The following is a 24528-nucleotide window of genomic DNA, read 5'->3' on the forward strand; positions in this document are numbered from 1 at the left end:
GTTGTTACTTGAGTCGGCGTATGCCGAAGGTCTCAGTCTTATCGTAAGAATTCGACGTGTTGAAACGTTCCCTGTTTTTCTCGTCCTGGTTGGGGTTCGGGTAGAACTTGCATTCCAGTTCAGCCTTGTAGATGTAGGCTCCCGTGCCCACGGCCCTGCCTTGCTGTGAGCGGATACCTCCATTGGGGGCGTTCACCCATTCCACAAAGAACGTCACCTTGTTGTTCGCCGAGTAGTAAACGTCAGAATCTACGGTGAATGTGCCCGAGGCACGGTTCACGAAGTTGCCTAGGTTCGAGTATATGGGTATGCTGTACTTCACCTTGAGGCTTCTCCAGTAGGCCGGCTGGCTCAGCGGGCCGCCACGCGGTACGGTGAGGTCCATGGTCCATACGGCTCCCGTAAGCGGCGTTACCAGCGTGTCGATACCCGTCTGCACAACTGCACCGTCTTCGATGCGGTCAAGCTTGTGGGTCGCCGGGTTCACCACGTAGACGTTTATCGTCTTCTTGCTCGGGATAAGCGACGGCGTTGCGGCAGAAACTGTCGTTACCTGGCTTGCGAGATGGATATCGAACTTGATTTTCGGGTTGCCCTCGCCGCCGATAGTGACCTTCGGGTTGTTCTCTGCCGGGCGGTTGCCGTTCTTGTCCATGAACGCGCTCGCTGTTTTCGGGGCAAGATTGATGCGGTCGCCTTCCATGACGGCCGATGCCGCGTCGGAGGTAAACAGCGCATTGAGGGTTGTCCCGCCGTTGCTCAGGCTCCAACCTATAAGGTCTATCTTGGATATGTTCATGAGGTTGCGCTCGCGCACGTAGAGAATCGCCGTCGAATCGACGGTTGTGACGGGCTCGCTCAGGTACACGTTGAGCACCTCGTAGTTTGCAGAGTTCAGGCCTGCCGATACGAACACGGGGCCGGCGAGGTCTTCTGCAAGTACTGTTGCCGTTTCGTAGGCGGCTCCGGTACCGAGATGTTCTATCACGAGGCCCGCACCCACGAGGAGTTTGCCGTTTAGGGTGTCTTCGTAACTGCCGTTCGTGTTGCCCAGCATAAACGGTTCCGGCAGGTCGAACGAACTCGACATCTGGTCGGCGTTCAGCATGAACTGGGCCTTGCGCACGGTGAGCGTTTCGGGAGTGGAGCTACCGAAGACAATCGAGATGGAATCCGGATAGTGCTTTGCGTCTACCGCCTGCAGGAACTGGATTTCGATATGTTCTGCAAGGCCGTCTTCGTCCTTGTCGCTAATGCTTGCGTATGTCATCGGAATCGGGCGAATCTTCAGCACGACATCTACCACCTTCGGGGCGCAGGGGCCAATGCCGTTACCTGCGAGGTCCTTGATAGTTGCCGTGGGCGAGAGCGAAGCCTTCATGCCTTCGGTAACGAGCGAGCCTCCGCCTGCGTCGAAGTCGATTTCGAATTCCCAGATATTCTGCGCCTCGTTGTAGAGCTTTACGCCCTTCACGTGTGCAGGAATATTGGCCCCGTCAATCATGAGCGGCCATTCCGGCGAAGGTTCCTTCACGGGTTCGCTGAACTGGATATAAACGAAGTCGCTTGTTGCGGTAGAAAGCCTTTCGAGTACAGAAACGGACACGAGATTAGGCGGAATGCCATCCTTGTAGAAGTCGGCGGATTCCTTCTTGCCATCCTTCGTGTTGCTTACAAGCGTGATGCTTCCTTCGGGGTTCGTGTTCACGGTGGCGCCCGTGAGGTTTGCACCCACGACAATGTCCCTGCCGCTCTGCGAAATCAGGTTTGTGCTCGTGACAGTATCGCCAGCGTAGGTAAACTTGATGGAGTTGAACGACTGGTTGTCTGCTGCGATGTATTCGTTGGATAGCGTAATCTGCATGGCATCGGGAATGTCGTCGCAGTCGGTATCGACCATGAGGGCGTTGTCGATAATCGGCCAGGGTGGCAGGTCCTCGATGATAAGCGGAACCGTTGCCGGGATGTAGTTGAACTTGGACGTGTTGTTTCCGAGGGCCTTCAAGATTGTGGTGGTCGGCTTGTCGGAGGATAGGTAGAACACTGCCTCGCCCTTGATGATGTCGATGTGCTCGACCGGGGTTGTGGACGTGGGCGAAGTGTAGAACTTCGCGAAGCCGGATTCAGAAGTGAGCAGCACGCTGATGGGGTCAATCTTCAGGATTTCGAGGTTCGAATCGAGTAGTTCCAGGTGGACTTCGACCATCCTGCCCGTATAGACGCGCACCGTATCGACGGTGAACTTGAGGTAACGAATTTCGGGCGGAATCGTGATGGAGTCGACTTCCACGTTGCTGCGGACCACGGTGCAGGCGCAATCATACTTGTTTTCTGCGTTCTGGTTCGCACCATGGTTGTGCCAGCTGACCCATTCCATGTAGTTGTTGCCGTAAGAAAGCGTGGTGTCAAGCAGGAAGATGATGGAGTCCTTGCGGGTATCGGGCATGTACATGGTGTGTTCGAAGTAGGAAGTTCCGTTCATTTCGAAATCGTCTAGCATGCCCATCGGGGATACCCTGCTGGTGCCGCTGTAACGGGCATCGTAGCCTTCCTGTTCGAGCGAGTAGTGCGGGCTTGTAAAAGGCGTTTCGAAGTTGATTGTGACGGTGCGGTGGATCTGCGGTCCTGTTTCGGGAGTGTAGTCTGCACCGTAGCCGTAAATATGCTTGCCGTGGTAGTAAACCGGGATGTACGGGTCACGCGTGAAGCCTACGACCTTCACACCCTGCGAGTTTGTTTCGAGCTGTGAAGTTTCGGAACCGGTGAAGTACGGCGCCTGCGTGAGGTCTACACCGTTGAAATCTTCGGGAGCGTTTTCGCCCGTGTGTGCGGTGAGCGACCAGGCGTGCGTATCGAAACTTGCATACGTCGTGTTGAGCCACTTGACCTGGAAGATGATTCTGCCCGAAACGTATAGCTTGCTCTTGACGGTGATGGGCATGTAGTACTGCCCCACGCCATCTGCAGTAGGCTGCCCGAAGGTGAGTTGCGGCATCCCGACCACGAGACCGGTTCCATCGAAAACCTGACCGATGTAGCTGACGGGCGTTTCTGTGCCTATGTTGTTGCCCAGGTACAGGCGGAGTTCGAAATCCTCGAACACAAGCGTATCGTTGTTGTCGATTTCGATAATGAAGTCGCCGCATTTCTGCCATCCGTTGGAAGGCGAGCAGTTTGTCGTGTTCTGGTAGGCGCTGGGCTTGATCCACACGTCCAGATCGGCGTATGTCGCGTAGGCTTCGGTGGTAAAACTGTATTCCTCGGATTTTGCCGCACCCGAAGATACGGTAAAGTAATACGTGGTTCCCGGTTTGAGATCGGTGAGCTTTGCCTCGTGGAAGAGTACCGCTCCGCCTTCTGCGGCCTGTGCTTGCGTATATGAACTAGGAGATGTACCGTAGTTCACGACGCCGTTCATGCGGTCGCTAGACCACCAGTATATCTTTGCGCTACGGTTGTCCACCTGGCAGATGGTGACTCCGCTTATCGTTGTCATCTTGGGGGTCATGGTGAACTGGTACCACTGACCGTGATTGTTGTCGGTCGTGAGGTTATGCTTCGTGTCCATGCCCTCGAGGAAGAAGTAGTATGTCTTGTTCGGGGTGAGGCCAGTGAGTGTCACTGCACCGCCCTTCGATGCTGTCGTCTGCTGTACGGAAAGCGTCGCGGATTCATCAGGCGATTCTGCGTAGAAAACGGTCACGAGTGCGACTTCGTTGGCATCCCAGCTTACGATTGCCTCGGTATCCGAAATCGGGGTGCCTGCGATGTTGCTGAATAGCGGGCCTTCGTTGTCGATAGGGAGCGTTTCTGCAAAGCTTTGTGCCGGAATCAGAAGTTGTACTGAGAAGTCGATACAGGTTTCCGTTGCGGTATAGTCGCTCCAGTCTTCGAGCAATACTGCGGTAGGTGCCGCACCGCCCATGAGGGCGCCGCGCGGGCATTGGTACTTGTATGGCATGCCGCCTGCATTGTAGCCATCCGGGTTGGCCGCGCGGTTATGCGGGTGGTTCGAGTTCTTGTCGCCCACGCCCATCAAGAAGGAAATATCCCACGGGTTTGCACCCAGGTTGTAGTAGATGTTGTCGAGGGCCAAATTCTTGTAGGCTTCCTTTTCTGCACCCGGGGGCAAGAGCTCAGAAAGCATGAAGATGGCGTTTGCTGCACCCATGTTGTAGCGGTTGAAACCCCAGGCGCTCGAAGTCCATACGAGGTTATACGGCCCGTCGGAGGTAACCTGCCCGAAGCGATTCTTGTAGATGAGGTTTGAACCCTGCGAGCCGTCGTCGGTAAGGCGGCGCAGGCAGTTCGTGGCGCGCTGTATGAGCGTATCGCGTTCCAGTTCGCCCACGTTGTAGTATTGCGCGGTTTCCTTGTCCTTCAGGATGAGTTTCACGAACGAGAAGAGTACGTAGGAATGGATGTTCTCGAAGTCTGTTGCCCATCCACCTGGAGTAAAGCCACTTTTGAGTCCGAGGAATCCGCCCTTGAAGTACGGGCCCGCATCATCGGGTTCGTTGTTGTAGCTGTAGTTCGTGGAGTTGTCGTTGATTTTCAGGTCTTTGTACAGGTCGAACTGGTAAGAGGTATCTGCAGTGGCGAACCACAGGGCGAGTGCGGCAGCGGCGGCGTCGTCAATCATGTTCGTTTCGCTAGTGCCGCCCAGGTAGAAGTCTCCCAATTCATCCGTGTTGGTGTAGTGTCCGCCGTAGCCGTAGGTCTGCGGTTTCAGCACGTTCTTGTAGATGTCCTTGGCAGCCTCGATAAGCGAGTCGGCATATACCGGGTCGTACGGGTACCAGCCCATGGCGAAGTATGCAAGTGCTGCAGCGAATACGCCCGAGTTTGTTCCCGCTCCCTTGGCCACGTGACGGTCCGGACCGCCCTTTGACTGGGGTTGCGCATCCTGCTTTTCGGGCACATCCCAGAACTGGTGGTCTTCGCTGCCGACGGCGATGGAATGGTACATATCGTGCTGGGCGATAAGGCCGTCTTCCTTCGATGCCTTGTAGAGCTTGTAGATGTAGTCGGCACCGATCTTGGCTTCGTACAGAATGTCGGGGTAGCCGTCCGGGATTGTGTCGTCGTAGGAATGTCCATAGCGGTCTTCTGCCTTGTCCTGGTACACGAGGTAGGTCATCGCAAGTGCATAGGCCGTATAGCTGAGCGTTTCGGAAACCTTGAAGTGGTCACCGCAGTCGTGCCATCCGCCGGTGAGGTCGTGCCCGATTTCGGAACCGTCCTTCAGGTGGCAGGGGGCGTGCAGGTGCGAATCCGTGTTGCCGCAGCGCTGGATACCGAAGAACTTGAGCGAGTTTTCGAGCACGGCGTTGAATATGGAGGGGTGCACGTGGAACGTGGCCGAGGTATCGTGCCCGTTCACGATGAAGTATTCGCCGATGGCGGTCAGGTTCGTGAAGTCTGCCTTGTAGAGCTTTTCTGTATTTCTGCTTGTGGAATCCTTGCTACCGAATTCATAGAGCGCGTCGAGCGAGTTGAACGCGCCGTTCACCCATATATTCGGCTTCGGTGCTGCGGCATCGATAAGCGTGAGGTTTGAGTTCCCCACGTCGATGACCTGCTTCGTATTCGCATCGACCACCTTGAACGTCATGTCCGTCGGGTCGGCCACATAGGCGTACTTGTTGTCCTGCGGCCTAAAACCCGCTTGGTTCACGCGGATGGGCCTGCGGTTGTACACGTTCAACGAGTCGAGGTACCTGCGGTCGCAATCCTTGCAGGTGCGGTCGATTTCCGGGAGTTGTGCCATGGCGTTCACGCACAGCACTTCTCCCAAGATGAACGAAATAGCGAACAATCTTTTCAAGTACTTCAATTTCAACATTCCTTCTTAAATAACTTCATCAAAAAACTTGTATCCAGTCTATTTCTTCGCACGCTTGAACCCGAAGGTCTTCGTGGTGTTGTCCGTCGTCTTGATAACATCACCCTTCTTGTAAGACGTGCTTCCGTCTTCGTTGGTTGTCGGTTCGTCGGCGACGTATGTCGCCTTCGCATCGAAATCGAACTTCGCGATGTAGGCACCCGTGCCGAGTTTCTTGCCGCTCTTGCTTGCGGGGGAACCATCCGGTGCCATCCATTCGAGGTTCAGCTTCAATACACCGTCTTCCGTAATCTTGTCGTAGCCGATATCCTTCATGTTCATGCGGATATCCTGCTTGGCGATAAACTGCCCGAGGTTGTCGTAGACGTTCATCGTGAACCGGATGACGAAATCGAAGATGGGCTTCCCGAAGTCGTCGGTCTGCAGGGCCGAAGGCATCGTGATATCCACGATAAACTGCGGGCCGGCGTGCTTGTAGGAATTCGTGTCGAGTACGGTTGTTGTCGGGATAACGGTTCCGTCAACAAGCTTCGTGAGCAGCTCTGTCCCGTTCGGGTTCATGATGGTCGCACGGAATATTTCGTTTTCGCTTACGGCGGTTCCCATATACGGAACTTCACGAGGCGGCTTGGTAACATCGCTTGCGAGCGTGACCTTGAACTTTGTCTTTTCGGCGGTGGCGCCAGAGACGATAACCCACGGGTTGTTTATGGTGGGGAAGTTACCCGCCTTGTCCTTGTAGCGCGAAAGTTCCTTGATGGGCACGAGCCTGATATAGTCGCCAATGCGTACAGCGCCTTCGGATTCCTCGGTGTAACCGAAGTTTTCCTTCACGTCCTGCTTTGTCGATACGGAGAGCGGCTTCAGGTAGATGCCTTCCTGCGAGCTGCGCTTGCGTTCGATGTATTCCAGCGCCGGATTGTCGATGACAACGAGCGGTTCGGACATGGTCGCTTCGAGGAACTCGTAAGCGCCGGCAGAGGTCTTTGTCGCCTTCACGATGATGGGCGGGCACTTGTCGATGAGTGTCGCGTTCGTGGCATCGAGCAGGCTCTCGATCGGTCCCTTGCGGGGGAGGATTGCTCCGTTGCCGCCGCTAGATCCGTAGGTCATGTTCTTGAACAGGTCTCCCTGAATCTTAATCGTGAACGCGCTGTGTTCGGATTGCACGGAATCCCAGCCGAGGGTGTCGACCTTGGGAATGAACGTGGAATCCTGCGTGGTCTGGTACTGTGCGCACTTCTGCGATACGGTTGTAGAGATGGTATCTATCCTCAGGAGCGTGCTGTCGGCCTTGATGGTTTCCTCGGCATCGACGTAGGTGTAGGTGTAGACCTTCTGCGTTACGTAGGTCGTGTCGTCCTTGAAGTCGATGCAGGTCTTCTTGGCGGTTCCCTTTATCCAGGTTCCGTTTGCGGAATCCAGCTTCGTAATGGCGACAGGAGTCTTTTCGCCATAGACCGTGGTAATGTCCCAACCGCCGGCAGGGATTGCGAACGGTACGTATGTAGAGGGGTTGCCCCAGTACACGTCGACCGTGTCGGGGATGTTCTTGTCCTTGAGCACGCGCACGAACTCGATGTAGATTTCATCGGGCTGGCCGTCACCTTCGAGGTCGGTTATGGTCGCGTAGTGCACGGGCACGGGGCGGCTCGATTCGATGATGGTTACCGGAGCGCATGTGGCGAGCGTGTTTGTCGCCATGTCGGTCACGTTGAATGCGGCATCGATTTGTGCACGGAAACCGGGCTTCACCAAGTTACCACCGGCATTTCCCTGAATCACGTACATCCAGCTCTTGCCTTCGTCGCTTGTCGTTGCCGAAATCACGCGGATGCCGGCTTGCACCACTTCAGATGTCCCGTCATAGACGGTCAGCGGCCATTCTGTCTTGGAAGGCAGGTTGATGGGTTCGGAGAAGCTAACCTTGAGCGTGTCGTTTTCGTTCTCGTGGTTCTCGTTTTCGAGAATAGAGACGCTGACGAGCTTGGGCTTGACGGCGTCGGTAATGGTGGCGGACGACATCTGCTGCTTGCCATCTTCACGCATGTAGACAGTTACCAAGCCCTTCGGGTTCGCAAGCCCGACAAGGGAATCCGCGAACGTGAATGTTGCCGTAGCGCCGACTACCGGAGCGGCCGGAGTCAGCATGAACGACCTTTCTGCAGAATTTGCGGAGGTGAGCGTTACCTCGACGCTGTCCAGGATGTTCCTGGTTCCGTCGAACTGGCTTCCGCTGAATTCTATGCTCAGGGTGTTTTCCGTGACGGCATCGCCGGTAATGGTGCACACGTCGCTAGCAATAAGCGCCTTCTTGGGGTCGGGTCGGGTCGGCTGCGAGTAGAAGTAAACGGAGTCGCGTTCCTCGTCGTCGGCAGGGTCCTGATACTTGACCCAGATGGTATCGCCACCCAGGAAGTTCACATTGGGGAGACCCGCTTCGCTCGTCGATGCCTTGAGCCATTCGCCTTCAAAGTAGCCCAGCGCGTCGTTGGTGCGGCTCAGAATGACTTCGGTAGAATCGCCCGTGCGGGAATTGAACAGCTTCACGGGCATGTTCGTGTTGTTCTTGTTGTCCTTGTCGCGCAGCTGGATCTGGAACTGGAGCGAACCGTCAATCGGGGCGGGGCTCGTTACCGAGCTGCCGTCCTTCTGTACCAGCAGGAGCTTGCCCTGCGTGCGGTCGCCCTTGCTGAACTGTACGTAGTAGGTGCGGTTCACGAACGCGCATCCGCCATTCTCCTGGCATTCGGCGCATTCGGGGTTCGGGCCTGCGAATATGGTCACGTCCACCTTGTTGGTACCGATAGTCATCTTTGCCGGGATATTCAGGTCGAATCGCCCGGTCTCGTAGTTATAGACCGCAGCCTTCGTGAGCTGTTCCTTCGAGAGGGCGACGCCGTTCACCCAGATGGCGTTCACGTAACCGCTTTCCGAAATCAGGGCGGTACCCGTGAGGTACATCGTGCTCCTTGCGGAATCAATCTGCACGTAAGACCCGTTAGACACGTTGAACGGCGGGTTAAATGCCACGGTCATGTCGTAGTGGGCGCGCTTGGTGGTCATTTCCTTGTAAGAGGGGCTGAAGCCGGAGATGAACTCGTCCTTGCGGTAGACTACGATGTAGGGGTTGATGGGAGCCTGTTCGAAGTCGCCCTGGTCCTTGTCCCATGCGGGCACGCCTTCGTAGTCGGCGCCGTCCACGTCGCGCTTGTGGGCCGCCCACGACCAGTCGGGAGAATTACCGCCGGTCACGAGGCGCTTCTTTGCGGGGGTTCGCAGGGTTTCGCACATGTTGTTCTGGTAGATACCGCTCGAGAACCCGAGGTCGATACGCATACGCGAGGACGACTTGATGGTCGTGCCACCCAGCGGTACCGGGATGTACCAGTCGTATTCGCCCGTTGCCGGGTTGTAGGTGTCTTCAAGCTTTACGGGTACTGCATGGCGCAGGTAGTAGCGCAGCGAGTCGTCTACGCTTTCGCCGGCCTGGTTCACGCAGGGGCGGTTGAAGCCCGCTTCGTCGTAGGCCTGGCAAATATCTTCGTCCACAAGCAGCGGGCAGGTACCCGGCTGGTTGTTCTGCCCGGGCTGTGCCTCGATGTCTTCGGGTTTTGCGGTCACGTAGAATCGCAGGGTCAGTTCGTTGAACGCGCGGTCTTCGTTGTTGGTGAGGTTCAGGTTCAAGAAGTCCATCCCGCCGAACTCGTACTGGTACACGCTCACGTCGAAGTCGTAGTGCGTCACGGGGGTGGTAAACTTGAGCGGCATGCCGTTGTCGTCGGTACAGCGCTGCACGCCGTTGCTTTCCACGCAGTAGTAGTATGTCGTCTTTTCCTTGAGCTTGCCAATCTTCACGTAGTGGAAGCTGGTCGGGATTCCCGAGACGTCGGCGTTGCCGTTGATGTCGCAAGAGCCTGTTCCCGATACGGGGCAGGTCATCTTGTCGTAGCTTGTGAGTGTCGTATCCCAGTAGACCTTGGATTCGTACTGGCCGTTCGGGGTGTACCACATGATCTCGGCGCTGTCGGAACTCAGGTTGCAAACCTTCACGTTCTGGATGTCGGCGGGTGCCGGCGGGCTCACGAGGGTCGTGAACGTGAACGGGGTCGTAGTGCTGTCGACGAGCCACTTGGTGGCATACGCCTCGCTCCGGATGTTAATCGCAATGACCTTGAAGTAGTAGGTGGTGCCGTTCTGCAGGCCGGTCAGGTGAATCTCGTGGCTCACGCCGTTCACGGTATCCTTCGCGGGGATGTTGAACGGGCCGGTCTCGTTCGTGCTGTAGAGAATCATCGCGGGGCCGCGCATGTCCTGCGTCACCTTCACGATTGCGGAATCGTAACCCACGTAGCGGATTTCCACGTTAATCTGGGAGGGGGCGCGGTTGCGGTCCTCTTCACGGACGGCAACGGCGCACGATGCCACGAACATGGCCGTAGCGTCGATACAGGTTTCAGAGAGGTGGTAGTCTTCCCAGCTGAGGGTCGAGGGCGACCAGGCGTTCTCGGTACCCGGGGTCACGCCGCCGAACAATGCGCCGGTAGGCGGATTGTACTTGTAGCCTGCGCCCGGCATGTTCTTGCCTTCGGGGTTCGATGCACGGTGGTGCGGGTGGGCGTCGTTCTTGTCACCCACGCCCAGCAAGAAGGAAACATCCCAGGGGTTCACGCCGAGCATGTAGTTGAGCTGGTTTATACCGAGTTGCTTCATGGCGGCGGAGTTCCAGTTTTGCATGCCCTTCTGCGGCAGGTTGATGCCTTCCAGGTCCTTGGTCACGTCGGAGTAGGCGAGCACTTCAAAGATATTGCCCGCCTGGTAGCGGTTGTAAATCCAGGTCTGGTCGGTCTGCATGTTGTACCACAGGTCTCCGAACGAAACAGGGGTCGGGCCGTTCAGGGTCGGGATAGTAATGCTCTGGGAACCGCTTCCGCTCAGGTAACTGATGTTGGTTCCGAGAATCAGGGCCACGTTTTCGGCGTAGGTTAGGCGTGTCTTGTCGTCGATGCCGTACTTGAGGCCGGTTTCCTTGTCCTTCAGGAGCATCTTGTAGAAACCGTACAGCGTGTAGGTGTAGGCGTTCGCCCAACTCGTATTCTTGCTGGACTTGCGCATGCCGTCACGGTTCCAGGCCATCCAGCCGCCATGGAAGAACCCGGTCGAGGCTTCCTGGGGCACGCCAATCTGCGTATCTTCCACGGCGTCGTTCAGGTAGTCCATCTTGCCGGTCTTTTCGTAGGTGGCGTAGTGGAGTGCGATAGCCGCAATGGCCAAGTCGTCGTGAGATTCGTTGTTGCCGTTGTAGGCCGGACTCGACCAGCCGTCGGCAATCGTGTTGTGCACGTAGGCCTTTCCGCCGTCGTAGGTTCCGGGGCCAAGGCTCTTTTCCTTGAGTTTCAGGTTCTTGGCGAAATCGTACATCTTCTCGGCAACCACAAGGCAGCTGTCTGCGAAGGGCTTGTCGTATGTCGCGTATTCCTTGCTCAATATGGCGAGGCCCGCTGCAATCTGGCCCGAGATGTTGGAACCCAGTTCGCCCAGGCGGATGTCACGTTCGTGCGGCCCGCCGCGTCCGGTCAAGGTCGTCGGGAGGGCGTCCTGGTTTTCGGGTCGGCCCCACCATCCGTGGTCCGCACCGAAGTTTCCGATGGAGACCGCCATGTTGTCGATGACTCCGTTCGCGAAGGTGTAGGCGCGCATAAAGAAGTCCGCACCGTGCTTTGCCTCGCGCAGAATGTCGGGGATACCGTCGGTATTGATGGTTTCGCCCATGTTGTAGGCATAGTGGTCCTCGTCGCGTTCCGGGCTAGAAGCCGCCATTACAGCGAGCACCATGAAGGCGTAGGCCTGGGTCTGGGATTCCTTCAGGTGGTCACCGCAGTCGTACCAGCCGCCCTGCAGGGCGCCTTCCTTGGGGGTGAACCCGGTAACGGCGCCGACACCCTTTACAAACTTGCCTGCACCGTCCTTGGTGTGGCTCGGCTTGTGGAACCAGGATTCAGAGTTGCCGGAACGGTTGATGCCGTAGAACTTGAGGGTCGCGTCGCGGACCATCGAGTAGACCTTGTCACTAATAATAAATGTAGCGGAATACTGGTTGAGCACCTTTACGCGGTAGCGGGTGTTCATCTCGAGGCCCGTTGCCTGGGTCAGGTTGCCGATACATACCTTGCCCGTGGGGCCCTCGGCGCTGGCGGTATAGCGTCCCTGGTCGTTTGTCGCGGCGTCGGTGCCCGCCTTGATATCCCAGCTCGAACCGGTCGACTTGCCGGTGTTGGTGAAAGTTCCTCCTGTAAAGACTTCGTTACCATCCAGGTCGACGACAGAGAAGTTCTCGCCACAGGTCCCGGCAGAAACATAGTAGAACTGCTTTTCAGGGTCTTCGGGCAGGTATCCCGCCTGGTTGATGCGGATACGGCCTATGCGCAGGTTCTGGGCGTCACGATATGCCTGGTTCAGCGAGTCAGGGATAATCCCGTTCGGCACAAAGTCCTGGGGCATCGAACCGATTTTAGGTACGGTATTGTGCTTCTTGCGGTTGGGCGTGTACTTGCTGAAACTTTCGACGGTACCGCCATTGTCGGTCGCGGCAGTATCCCACTTCATGGGCCAAATCGGTCTAATCAAATCATAAGGTGTCGGTTGCTCTTGGTCAACAGCGGCAAAACATAACGACACCAGCAAAAGGACTGGAACAAGTAATAGCGGCATAAAGCCCTCCCTTAAAGAAGTGCGCAAAACATCCCATATAGAAAATAGACTTTTTTAAGGTCGGCCGTAAAATCCGTATCAAAAAAAACTACACTTTCGGGCTTTTTTTTATATATTTCAGAATATGAATTCAGTTCAAGATAAGATATTGCCTTTATTAAAGAAAAGATTTGTTTACAAATTTGTTCCGGCCGCGTTTGCGAGCGGTCTTGCTGTTTTTGGCCTTTCTGCCTGTGGAGAGGATCCTTCCAGCCCGGATACACCGGAGCCGACCAGTACGGCTTCGCGGGACCCCATTGAGAATTCTTCCGATACCCCTTTGTCGCAGGGTGAAATTCCGCCGTCTGTAACGTCTTCGTCGACGCAAACAACGAATTCGTCTTCTTCGAGGGCGCCCCAGCCTGTGGTGTCTTCTTCGTCCAAGACGGCGACCGCTTCTTCTGACGAGGTATTGAACGAGCCCAGGATGGCTGTGAACGGAGCCTGTGGCCCGATGAATCCCATAATCGAGAAGGGGGCGATGGCAACCTGGTCGTTCTTCCGCGAGTCGGGCGACGTTTTTGATGCCATCATGGCGCCGTTCGTATGGACCTTCCCGGAACTGAGCAAGACTGTGCAGGGTAACGGGATGAACTCCGTGAATGTTTCCTACGAACAGTCGGGAACCTACACGGCGACTCTGAATGTCGATGGAACCGAAATTACCTGCGAACCCTTGCAGGTGCAGGGTATTCCTATAACGATTAATTCCTGCAAGGCCGACAAGGAAACTGCCAAGGCGGGCGAGACAATCACGTGGACCGTCGAGGCGGAATCCGAGGCGACCATTACCGGGTATTCCTGGACGTCTACGCTCGGGACAATTTCCGGCTCCGGCACGAGTGCTACTTTATCTGCAGAAGCGTCTATGCACAAGCAGAAGGTGGCCCCCGTTGTCGCCGTGACGAACGACGACAGGACCACGCAGACATACCAGTGCGACGGCGTGACCGTGCTTGACCCCGAATCGGTGGACCTGGTGCTTGCTCTGGGCAGCATCAACGACCAGGCTTCTTACGGAGAAACGGTTCTCCCGAACTTGCCCGATTCGCTGTTCATCCAGGCCCAGACGCCCATGACGGTGCAGGTCCCTGCTGGTGCGCCTTCTAACTGCACCATCGGGTGCAAACCCAAGGTCGGAGCGGATTACATGAGCCTGAAGCTGACTTGGGACGGCGTGGAACAGTCCAACTTTGCCTACTTCAACCCGGCGGGTTGCGCTCCTGGAAAGAAGTACTCCATCGAGGCTTCCGTTACGGCAATCTGCGTCGTGAACAAGTAAGTGCACCGCAGGTGCACGCACAAATGCGACCGCTCGCTCGTCATCTAGGGCATTGAAACCTCCGGTTCCTCACTCGCTCCCACCTAAAGGTGGCCATGTACACTAAGCGCTAAAGCGCAAGTGTCCAAAGGTCGCCTACGACGGCTCGTTGATACGAGCCGCCTCCGGCTCACATAATCTGCGGTCATCCCCGCGTAGGCGGGGATCTCCTTTTTATACCTGTTTAGCGGATTATTAAGTGTCGGGAGGGTCTTAGGGAGGGCGTGCGCCCTCCCTTGTCGTATTTTTGGGGGTAAAGTTGCGGAAGTGGCGGTGAAAATGATGAAAAAAGGCCGATTTCACCGCCGGAAATTACTTTGTATGTACGTTTTTGCAGGGAAAACGCCTTTTTCCCCATAGGAATACGGTCTATTTGCTGTTTCAAAGAGAAAAAAGGGGGCTATTTTTATGGGAAATTTGAAAAAATAGCCTGTTCTTTTTAGATAAATTAAAAAAGTGGCGGTGAAAATGGCAAAAAAAAGTCCATTTCACCGCCAGATTTGCAAAATAGCGTGCAAAATAGCGTGGAGTCTGGGGCTTGTTGCAAAAAATAAGACCGGTTTTCAGCCGGCCTTTTAAACCTGTTGTCGAACGAACGGTCTTCTGTGAACGGAAAAGGCTCGTATCAACGAGCCTTTGCAGTGAGAGTGAGCACTTACCGGAGTAATTCAATACCCAATGTGGTGCGAACGGTCTTTTCCGTGAACAACAAAGCCCCAGTTATTAAACTGGGGCGGTTGTGAGAGCGAGTGAGTAACCGGAGGTTCCTCACCCAAGATGTCGAACGAGCGGTCGCTTATCAGTCCCCGGTGAAGATGATCACGAGAACAGAAGCGACGAACAGCGCAGACACCACGAGGAATTCCCACGGGTTTTCCATGATGGTGGTCTTTGCAGAACCCATGCTTTGGGCTTCCATCTTCTGCTGTTCTTCGGCCTTTGCCTTGGCTTCAGCTTCGGCAGCCTTCTTTTCTTCTTCGGCCTTGGCGAGAGCGGCGGAGTCTACCGGGGCTTCTTCGGTCTTGGCTTCGAGGACTTCGGTCTTGGCGGAGTCGGCCTTGGCGGTGTCGGCGGCGGCTACGGCTTCAGCCGGAGCGGCGGCGGAATCAGCAGCTTCGGCAGCCTTGGCGGTGTCGGCAGCGGGAGCGGCGGCAGCTTCGGCAGGGGCGGCTTCAGCGGCAGGTGTCGGTGCTGCTTCGGCAGCGGGAGCGGCGGCCGGGGCAGCTTCAGCGGCAGGGGCCGGAGCAGCGGCTTCAGCAGCAGGTGCAGCAGCCGGGGCAGCCTCAGCAGGAGCGGCTGCAGGTGCAGCGGCTTCGGCGGCAGGTGCCGGTGCGGCAGCGGGGGCTGCCTTCTTGGCGGACTTGGCCGGCGCGGCGAATGCGACTGCCGCAGCGAGCATGGAGACCATCAAAATCTTTTTCATCATAGATTCCATTCCTCTTTAGGGGTTGTTTTTAAACTTACGCTCTAAAAAATAGCACATCTTGGGGCGAATTGCTAAAAAAAAATTAAAAAAATTCAAATAATTCCCTTTTTTTGTACGTTCATCGGCGTTTTTTACAAAAAAAGGCTTTGTGCCCGGCGAGACTGCCCCCTTCGGTCGGGGCAATTTTTATCTTATGAATCAAAATTTAACCCCTCACTAGAGACACAAATTATGGCATTCAAATACGAAGCAACCGTCCAGCACGGTGAAGATACTACCGAATACGTGAACCTCGGTAAAGACGGCGTTTCCGTCGCCGAATTCGAAGGCAAGAAGATTCTGAAGGTCGCCCCCGAGGCGCTCACCAAGATCGCCCAGGCAGCCTTTGAAGAAGTGGAATTCTGCCTGCGTCCGGCCCACACGGCGAAGGTCGCAAAGATTTTGCAGGACCCGGAAGCTTCGGACAACGACAAGTTCGTGGCCCTCACCATGCTCAAGAACGCCTGCGTTGCCGCAAAGGGCATTCTTCCGTTCTGCCAGGACACCGGTACGGCAATCTGCGTTGCCCACAAGGGCCAGCAGGTGTGGACCGGCTTCGACGATGCCGAAGCGATTTCCGAAGGTATCTACAACGCCTACACCACCAAGAACCTCCGCTACAGCCAGATTGCACCCTTGACCATGTACGAAGAAAAGAACACCGGTTGCAACCTGCCTGCCCAGATCGACATCCACGCCGAAGAAGGCGCCGAGATGAAGTTCCTCTTTGTGGCCAAGGGCGGTGGCTCTGCCAACAAGACTTACTACTGGCCGATGACCAAGGCGCTCCTCAACCCGAAGTCCTTGGAAAAGTTCCTCGCCGAAAAGGTGAAGACCTTGGGTACTGCGGCTTGCCCTCCGTACCACCTCGCGATTGTGATTGGCGGAACCTCTGCCGAAATGAACACCCACATGGTGAAGCTCGCTAGCTGCGGCTACCTCGACGATATTCCGACCACCGGTTCTGAAGGCGGCCGTATTTTCCGCGACCTCGAAATGGAAGAAAAGGTTCTGCACATCTGCCAGAAGACGGGCATTGGCGCCCAGTTCGGCGGCAAGTACCTGGTGCACGATGTGCGCGTGATTCGCGCTCCGCGCCATGCGGCTAGCTGCCCGGTTTCTATCGGCGTGAGCTGCTCTGCCGACCGCAACATCAAGGCAAAGATTGACGAGAACGGCCTCTGGCTCGAAAAGATGGAACACCATCCGGAAAACTACATTCCGGCAGGCAACGCCGTGAACCTCGCTCCGGCAGTGGAAATCGACCTTGACCGCCCGATGAAGGAAGTGCTCGCCGACCTCACCAAGTATCCGGTGAAGACCCGCCTCAGCCTCAAGGGCACGATGATTGTGGCCCGCGACATGGCACATGCCAAGATTGCTGAAATCTTCGACAAGCAGGAACGTGGCGAAGAACTCACCGACGAAGAAAAGACCGTATTGAAGGTCGTTTCGGACCACCCGATTTACTACGCCGGCCCGGCTAAGACTCCGGCAGGCATGCCCACCGGTAGCTTCGGCCCGACGACAGCCAACCGTATGGACCCGTACGTGATGCGCTTCCAGAGCAAGGGAGCCTCGATGATCATGGTCGCGAAGGGCAACCGCAGCCAGGACGTCACCGACGCCTGCAAGAAGTACGGTGGATTCTTCCTCGGCTCCATCGGCGGCCCGGCAGCCATCCTCGCTGAACAGAACATCCTCAGCAACGACATCGTGGCCTTCCCGGAACTTGGCATGGAAGCCATCCGAAAGATCACCATCAAGGACTTCCCCGCATTCATCTTGGTGGATGACAAGGGCAACAACTTCTTTGAAGGTTTGATCTAGCGTCGTCATTCCTGCTTATCGTCATTCCCGCTTATCGTCATTCCCGCGAAGGCGGGAATCCTTAGCAACTAAAAATCCCACCGGAATTTACCGGCGGGATTTTTTTTGTGTGTGGATGTGAAACTTTATTGGCGGAAATATCTTCCTAGATAAGAAATTACCTACTTGAAGGGGCAAAATGGGGCTCTTTTATAACAATTCATTGTATTTTTTTCAATGGGGAGAAGGTCGCGGGTGGCCTTTTTAGGCCAGAATAGATTATTTTATTGATTGGATAATTGTCTTTTCTAGAATGTGCCTATGCTGAATATTGACGAAATAAGCGATTACAGGGATTTGCTGAAGAACTACTATACCCAGCGCAAGCTGGAGATGCCCCTGTATTCCTACAAGATGCTGGGGCAGAAGCTCAGTCTGGAAACGAGCCAGGTGTTCCGCGTGCTGAACAAGGAACTTCACTTGCCCAACCGCAGCATCCCGCTGGCCAAGGACCTCTTGGACCTGAAGGGACGCAGTGGCGAGATTTTCGAGATTCTGGTGGCGGCGTCCAAGACGAAGTCGCCCGCAAAGAAGGACAAGCTATACAAGATGGCGCTTGCCCTGCAGGATGTTGACCTGCGCAAGTTCAATCCGAGCGAATACCTGTTCTTAAGCAAGTGGTGGATTCCCGTAGTGCGCGCGCTTATCGAGATGAACGGTGGGCATGCCGAAGTTTCGCGCCTGGTGAAGCAGATTACGCCGACGGTTTCGGAAGACCAGGTGCGCGAAGCCATAAAGGTGCTCAAGGACCTGAAGCTCATTACTCCGCTCGCGTCGGAACGCTATGCGGCAACGACAGCGAACTTTACATCGGGAAGTTCGCCCACGAAGACTGCCGCCATACGCAGTTACCAGAACCAGCTGCTCGCCCTTGCGCAGAACGCCCTGGTTGCCATCGAGCCTGCGAGGCGCAATATATCTTCGCTGCTCGTGGGTGTCGATGAAGATTGTTTTGCCGACCTGAACGAAATGACGCTTGAATTCAGGCGCCAGGTGCAGAAGAGGGTGGGTGAGGTAAAGGTGCCGAACAAGGCGATGCAGTTTGTATTTGCCCTTTACCCGGTTGCCGAAGTGCAGAACGGCCATCAGGTGAAAAAGGAGGGCGTGAGAAAATGAAGAAGTTCCTCTTATTCCTTGTGACCGTGATTCTTTGTGCGTGCTCGAATGACAAGGTGGCGGGCATCAGCACGGTCGAGACAGAAAACGCCTACCTGATACAGGTCGTTCACGAGGACTCCCTGCCTGCGGTAGGTGTCTTGGCCCGCATGCGAGCTGCAAGTTTTGTCCGCAGTGTAGGCGATGATTCCGCGGGGGCGGCATACTACGAGGAATTCGTGACGGATTCCCTGGGCTGCATCCGCGTGGATAGTCTTGCCGTCGATGTCGCGACGATTGAAATCGTGACGGCGGGCGAGGGCGTTTTCGATAAGATTGCAGCCGAAGATGTGCAGAATGGCGATTCCGTGCAGTTCGTTCTCAAAAAGACGGGGAGCATGCGCGGGAGGGTTTACCTGCCGGAAGGCGTTGACCATGCGTGGATTCAGGTGTATGGAACCGACCGTCTTGTAAAGACCGATAGTGAAGGGTTCTACGAGATGGATTCGCTCCCGGCGTATGAATACGACCTGCGCGTGATTGTGGGCGATAGCGTCGTGGAGCAGGTGGCGACGGTTGATGCCGGCGAGGCGACGCTCGCGAATGTCCGCACGTTTGAACCGGATTCTGTCAAGGTGCTGGACTTTGAATCCGCGGATGCGCAGTTTATTATCCGGGAACTCGGTATAAGCGAGGCGGGTTACATGTCCTCTACTGATACGAGCGTGAAGACTACTCCCGAGGTGGCGATGGTGCCCGAGACGCGCGAGGATATTGAGGAATTCTTCGTGGAGGCGGGAGCGGACCGTGCCGGTAACGCCTTGCACTGGGTATCTTCTGCGGGGCGCGGACGCTGGTCGTTCTATGGCATCTGGGTTTGCCCGGAGGAATCTCCGTGCGATTTGTCTGCAACGGATTCCATCGTGTTCTATGCCCGCGGGAACGGTGTCATCTCGATTACGCTCGAGACGCTCGGCAGTTCGAACGAAGAAGGCAAGACGCTGGCCTACGATACCCTCAATACAGAAGGATGGGTGCGTCGCGTCATAAAGCCCGCTAATTTCAAGCCGCGCGACGATATGTACGGCAATCTCGGCTGGGATGTCATTAGCAAGGCGGTGACGACCATCTCGATAGCCTCCTACGACGAGACCGAATTCTGGATAGACGATGTCGTGTTCTACGGCATCAAACCCAGCGACTTTATCGCGAAATAAAGAAAAAAATCCCGCCGATTGGCGGGACTTTTCACTTAATAATTTTTTATCAAAAACGCATTTTGCTTAAGAAACGAGTGAGATGAGGCGTCGCTCGCCCGTAGCGTACAACTCGTACGTGAGGCGCGAGCGCAACGAAGTATCACGAAGTTTATTAAGCGAAAGGTTCCATCACCTGCCACAAAACAGCTTTGTGGGCGTGCAGCCTATTCTCCGCTTCTTCGAAGCTCATGTTCACGTCGAGGTTGTCCATCACGGAGTCCGTGATTTCTTCGCCGCGGTGTGCGGGCAGGCAGTGGCTCACCTTGCAATGGGCCGGAGCGAGCTTCAGGAGTTCGTCGTTGATCTGGAACGGGAGGAAGTGGCTCTGCTTTTCGGCCTTTTCGCCTTCCTGGCCCATGCTCACCCAGACGTCACTATAGAGGATGTCGGCGTCCTTGACGGCTTCCTTCGGGTCGTTGAACACGCGGTACTGGCAGCCGTGCTTCTTGAGGCCGGCTGCGGCTTCTTCCACCACGTCCTTCGGCTGCTCGAAACCCTTGGGGCAGGCGAGCGTGAAGTTCATGCCCACCTTGGAGGCGAGCGCGAGGAAGGAGTTTGCCACGTTGTTGCCGTCACCGATGAAGGCGACTGTTTTCGGCTTGCCGTCGGCGTTCTTGAAACCGCCGAGGTTCTCGCAAATCATCTGCGCAAACGCGATGGCCTGGCAGGGGTGGCAGTCGTCGGTCAGGGCGTTCACCACAGGGACGCTACCGAATTCGGCGAGTTCTTCCACGAGCTGCTGCTTGAAGCAGCGGACCACGATGGCGTTCACCCAGCGGCTGAGGCAGCGGGCCACGTCCTTCACGCTTTCGCGTTTGCCGAGCCCGATGGAATCCGGGGCGAGGAGCACGGCGTGGCCGCCGAGCTGGTTCATGCCCACTTGGAACGTGGTGATGGTACGCAGCGAGGGCTTCTCGAAGAACATGGCGATGTTCTGGCCGTGCAGACGGTCGGACACCTTGCCGGCGTGAACCTCGGCCTTCAGGCGGGAGGCGATTTCGACGGTTTCGAGGATTTTTTCTTCACTCCAGTCCATCAGGCGGAGGAAGTGCTTGTTGCGATCAATCATTTTGATTCCTTTGGGCAAGCCCTAAAAACAAAAAAAACTAAAAAAACGGAGTTTTTCACTCCGTCTTTTGGAAATCACAAGAAGATGCTAACGGATATTAGCGAAGTTTCTTTTTGTGACGGTCACGACGACGGCGCTTTTTACGCTTGTGGGTCGCAATCTTCCTGCGCTTTCTTTTCTTTCCGCAAGGCATGGTTGTATCTCCGTTAAAGGTTAAACTTAAAAATGTGCCCCCAAATAGAGAAAATTTTTGGCCTCTTGTCAAGGGGAAAGAGGGATTTTAGGGCAGACTAGGGGGTGCGGACGGGGCTGTTTTTTACCGAAAAACGCAAATTACTCGGTTACCTGGTCCATCGCCTGGCGGATAAGTGCCGCGGCACCGCCGAACTGTGCGGCGCGCGGGGCGTTGTTGCTCAGCATCTGGCGGAACTTGCGGGCGCCGGGGAGTCCGGTGAACAGCCCGTACAGGTGGCGAACGAGGATGGTCGCGGGGCAGCCTTCGGCGGTCTGCTTCTCCACGTAGGGGAGGTAGGCCTCGAGCAGCGCCTTGCGGGTGGCGGGGCGCGCCTTGCCGGCGATAATGTCTGCGGGGTTGTCGCTCGCCGGTCGCAGGTCGTTAAAAATCCGCTCGTCGGCGTCGTGCAGGAACCACGGGTTCTCGTACGCTTCGCGTCCGACCATCACTCCGTCCAGGTCCTGCAGTTGCTCTTCCACCTGGTCGAGCGTCTTGATGCCGCCGTTGATGCTGATGTTCAGGCCTGGCATCTCTGCCTTGAGGCGGTGCACGAAGTCGTAATGCAGAGGCGGGACCTCGCGGTTCTCCTTGGGACTTAAGCCCTGGAGCCAGGCCTTGCGCGCATGCACGATGAAAACCCTGCAACCCGCATCGCGGATAGTTTGTACAAAATCGGTGAAGAATTCCCAGCTGTCGAACTCGTCGACCCCGATGCGGCACTTGATGGAGACGGGAATGCTTACTGCGTCCTGCATGGCCTTGAAGCAGTCGGCCACGAGGTTCTTATCCTTCATGAGGCAAGCCCCGAAGTTCCCGTTCTGCACGCGGTCCGAAGGGCATCCGCAGTTCAGGTTCACTTCCTGGAAACCCGCGGCTTCCACGAGTTTGCTTGCCTGCGCGAGATCGGCCGGGTTGCTGCCCCCGAGCTGCAGAACTGTGGGGTGCTCGAAGGCTTCGTGCCCGAGGAACTGTTCCTGCTTTGCGTGGAGCACCGCGTTTGCGACAACCATCTCGCTGTAGAGCAAGATATGCTTTGAAATCAGCCGCAAAAAATAGCGCTCGTGACGGTCGGTGCAGTCGAGCATCGGCGCGATGGAAAGCTTGCGGTTGAAATCCAGGTCCATGCGCGCAAATGTAGAAAAAAGATGCTGCACTATCCTGTATTTTTGCGTGTTACGGGATGACCTCGCTCCATTTTACGAAGCTTGTTTTCTTGAGGGCGTTGGCAAACGCTGCATCCGTATTGAACTTCTTGCTTAGTGCGTTTTCGATTTTCTTGGTGTATTTGTCGAAATGAAAATCAAATGTCTCCATCGCCATGTAGATGTTCTTGCTGTAGTAGCATTTGGGACGGGGGTAAGTGTCCACTGCGGAAAAAACGTCGTCCCATCCCTGAATAATGGAAAAGCCCCGCTCCGGGTAATAATATTTGAGCTCATCGTCTATTTCGCGGATTGGATTGTTTCCGAAGACCCGGAAGGTCTGGTCGTATTTGATGCGCTTCGTCTCTTTGTCTACGTGGCAAATGACGACTTGTTCCGCATCCCTAGGAATCTTGATTCCCACGATGTAGGCAAGTCTCACGATGTAGTCATAGCTATCAATGCCGGGGTCTTTAAGCTCTATTTCTCCACAGAAGGCGCCTCGGCTTGTTAAATTTTCGTCCCGTTCCTCCCGTAATTCATAATCATCCTTTTTCCCCTCCGGGAAAAGGAAATAGGTGTGTTGCAGGAGTTCCTTGTCGGAATCTTCTCTATCGTCGCTCCTGAGCTCGTTAAAATGCTCAATTTTTTCACATGTCATTGGTTCGGCATTTTCCCAAAGTTCGTCGAACATCCACTGGAAAGGCTTGTAATCCGAGGTTTCCGTTGCAATAGACCTGTCCTCGAAATCATTGTATGAACCGTCATCGCGCGTTGGGCTCACAATGCTGAAGGCGCGTTTTTCTCCAAGGTGGACGAGCAGGAACATATCCAGGTTTTGGACATGGCGAATCTCGATTTCGGGATACTGTAGAAAGTCCCAGAGAGTGCGCCAGTCCGGCTTGTTGTGAACATCCGTCAAGAAGCGGATTTTTGTGCCTTCTTCAATTCGGCTTATTTCCAACGAATCGGGATCTTCGGGGTCATCGTCATCAATGTCGTCAATGATTGGGCTGTAATCGTCAAAAAGACCCGGGACGTCATCGTTCAGCGAAGGAAGTACCACAAGGCGTTCTCCATTATCGCTTTCCCAAAATTCATGCATCAGGTCTATCAGGTAGCTACCTTCGTAAACTTGACCGTCTATATTTCTGGCTTTCTTTTTAGTCATAATGGCTCCTTTGCTGTTAGCCTCTCTCGGGCTCGTGATACACAGGATTCAACATGCGCTTTAGTTGATCGGCCTTGTGCTTGTCGGGATAGGCATCAAGCTCTTTCATGAACTCCTCGTATTCTTCCGGTGTAAATATACGGCGGGTTCCGTTTGGCCCTCGGGTCTCCACGTAGCCCTTTTCTTTCAGGATTTTTTCTCTGTTGAGGTCTGACATATTCTGCTCCGTTGGATGCTGCTTCTTGAGTCAATATATATTATTTATGTGACAGATAGTGACATGCTGTGAAAAAAGAAGGGGATGGGTGTCGCTTTGGCTGAGAGTGCATGTTTTTGACGTGTTCTTGATGGATTCTTGCCGATGGTAAAGCCGTTATTTTGCTATAATATATTACATGAGCTTAATTCGCAAAATTGTCGTTGCTGGCGGGACGCACGGGAACGAGCGGACGGGTGTTCGCTTGGTCGAGAAGTGGATGGCGTGCCCCGAATGCTACGGCGCATGCTGCCCCAGCGCAGATGTTTCGCTGGTGCTTGCGAACCCGGAGGCCATGCGGCTCAACCGGCGTTATCGCGATTTTGATTTGAACCGTTCTTTTTCGCAGGTCTGTCTTGATGCGTCCTCTGAACCGCAACAGTGCGAGTTTAGGCGTGCGCGCGAACTGAACCGCATTTACGGCCCGAAGGGCGCAAGCACGAAGACCGACCTGTTGCTCGACGTGCACAACACGGGATCGAACATGGGGCTGTGCTTGATTCTTTCGGCACGCGACCCGTTCACGATGAAGGCCTCCGCCGTCTTGACGCAGGAATTCGATGACGCCTGGATTTACTACCAGCCGGAGGAGCGCAGTGCGTCGCCCTACTTTGGCACCGTCGCGAAGGCGGACGTGTGCATTGAAATTGGCCCGCAGCAGCACGGCACGCTGGATGCCCGCCTCTTTGAACAGGCGGAAAAACTGGTGAAGCGTTACCTGGAACTTGCGGACGAATGGAACCGCGGGGAACTGCAAAAGCGCGCCCCTATCCAGGTGGAAGTCTACACGCAGCTGCGCGACCTCGGTTACCCGAAGGCATGGGCGGGCGCCCCCATCGAGGCGATGATCCACCCCGATTTGCTTGGAGCGGATTATCGCGAACTTAAAAAGGGCGACAAACTGTTCCGCACCTTCGACGGCAAGGACATTCTGTACGAAGGCGAGGCCGACGGGCGCGAGAGCGTGTGGCCCATCTTCATCAACGAACCCGCGTACTACGAGAAGGACATCGCGATGAGCCTGACCGTGAAAAGCGTGGAGGAATGGTAA

12 protein-coding genes are annotated in these 24528 nt (G+C 55.5%); 5 read left to right on the forward strand and 7 right to left on the reverse strand.

Going from position 1 to position 24528, the window contains the following annotated elements:
• Window positions 1-4: 4 nt before the first annotated feature.
• Window positions 5-5827, reverse strand: a complete 5823-nt coding sequence (locus BUB22_RS11530) for a glycoside hydrolase family 9 protein (protein ID WP_073115278.1) — start codon at window positions 5825-5827, stop codon at window positions 5-7.
• Window positions 5828-5884: 57 nt separating this feature from the next.
• Window positions 5885-12451: a glycoside hydrolase family 9 protein gene (locus BUB22_RS11535; RefSeq protein WP_073115245.1), complete on the reverse strand. Its 6567-nt coding sequence runs from the start codon at window positions 12449-12451 to the stop codon at window positions 5885-5887.
• A 424-nt stretch (window positions 12452-12875) separates the two neighbouring features.
• On the opposite strand from BUB22_RS11535, the gene BUB22_RS11545 reads away from it, so the two are divergent.
• Entirely contained in the window at window positions 12876-13877 is a 1002-nt protein-coding gene (locus tag BUB22_RS11545) for a hypothetical protein (RefSeq protein ID WP_139258978.1), read from the forward strand.
• An 838-nt stretch (window positions 13878-14715) separates the two neighbouring features.
• Here BUB22_RS11545 and BUB22_RS11550 read toward each other — a convergent pair.
• Window positions 14716-15342 carry a hypothetical protein gene (locus tag BUB22_RS11550; protein WP_073115248.1) on the reverse strand — a complete coding sequence of 209 codons (627 nt, stop codon included), beginning with the start codon at window positions 15340-15342 and terminating at the stop codon, window positions 14716-14718.
• Between the two features lie 231 nt (window positions 15343-15573).
• On the opposite strand from BUB22_RS11550, the gene BUB22_RS11555 reads away from it, so the two are divergent.
• The 3 genes from BUB22_RS11555 (at window position 15574) to BUB22_RS11565 (ending at window position 19562) form a co-directional block, all read left to right on the forward strand.
• Window positions 15574-17211 carry a fumarate hydratase gene (locus BUB22_RS11555; protein ID WP_072812275.1) on the forward strand — a complete coding sequence of 546 codons (1638 nt, stop codon included), beginning with the start codon at window positions 15574-15576 and terminating at the stop codon, window positions 17209-17211.
• 300 nt (window positions 17212-17511) lie between these two features.
• On the forward strand, window positions 17512-18366 hold the full coding sequence (locus BUB22_RS11560; protein WP_073115249.1) for a DUF4423 domain-containing protein: 855 nt from the start codon (window positions 17512-17514) through the stop codon (window positions 18364-18366).
• Complete coding sequence (locus BUB22_RS11565; protein ID WP_073115250.1) at window positions 18363-19562, forward strand: hypothetical protein; 1200 nt, start codon at window positions 18363-18365, stop codon at window positions 19560-19562. The genes BUB22_RS11560 and BUB22_RS11565 overlap by 4 nt, the downstream gene beginning before the upstream one ends.
• Window positions 19563-19716: 154 nt before the next feature.
• Here BUB22_RS11565 and argF read toward each other — a convergent pair whose 3' ends face one another.
• The 4 genes from argF to BUB22_RS11585 all read right to left on the reverse strand — a co-directional run bounded on the left by argF (window position 19717) and on the right by BUB22_RS11585 (window position 23438).
• Complete coding sequence (gene argF, locus BUB22_RS11570; RefSeq protein ID WP_073115279.1) at window positions 19717-20673, reverse strand: ornithine carbamoyltransferase; 957 nt, start codon at window positions 20671-20673, stop codon at window positions 19717-19719.
• A 333-nt stretch (window positions 20674-21006) separates the two neighbouring features.
• The gene (gene dusA, locus BUB22_RS11575) at window positions 21007-22032 is read right to left on the reverse strand and encodes a tRNA dihydrouridine(20/20a) synthase DusA (RefSeq protein ID WP_073115280.1); all 1026 of its coding nucleotides are present in this window, start codon (window positions 22030-22032) and stop codon (window positions 21007-21009) included.
• A 49-nt stretch (window positions 22033-22081) separates the two neighbouring features.
• Window positions 22082-23221, reverse strand: coding sequence for a hypothetical protein (locus BUB22_RS11580; RefSeq protein WP_073115251.1), 1140 nt, complete (start codon window positions 23219-23221; stop codon window positions 22082-22084).
• 16 nt (window positions 23222-23237) lie between these two features.
• Entirely contained in the window at window positions 23238-23438 is a 201-nt protein-coding gene (locus tag BUB22_RS11585; RefSeq protein WP_073115252.1) for a hypothetical protein, read from the reverse strand.
• Window positions 23439-23616: 178 nt separating this feature from the next.
• Between BUB22_RS11585 and BUB22_RS11590 the strand changes: the two genes are divergently transcribed.
• Window positions 23617-24528 carry an aspartoacylase gene (locus tag BUB22_RS11590; RefSeq protein WP_073115253.1) on the forward strand — a complete coding sequence of 304 codons (912 nt, stop codon included), beginning with the start codon at window positions 23617-23619 and terminating at the stop codon, window positions 24526-24528.

This window comes from Fibrobacter sp. UWCM (assembly GCF_900129735.1).
Classification (GTDB): Bacteria; Fibrobacterota; Fibrobacteria; order Fibrobacterales; family Fibrobacteraceae; genus Fibrobacter.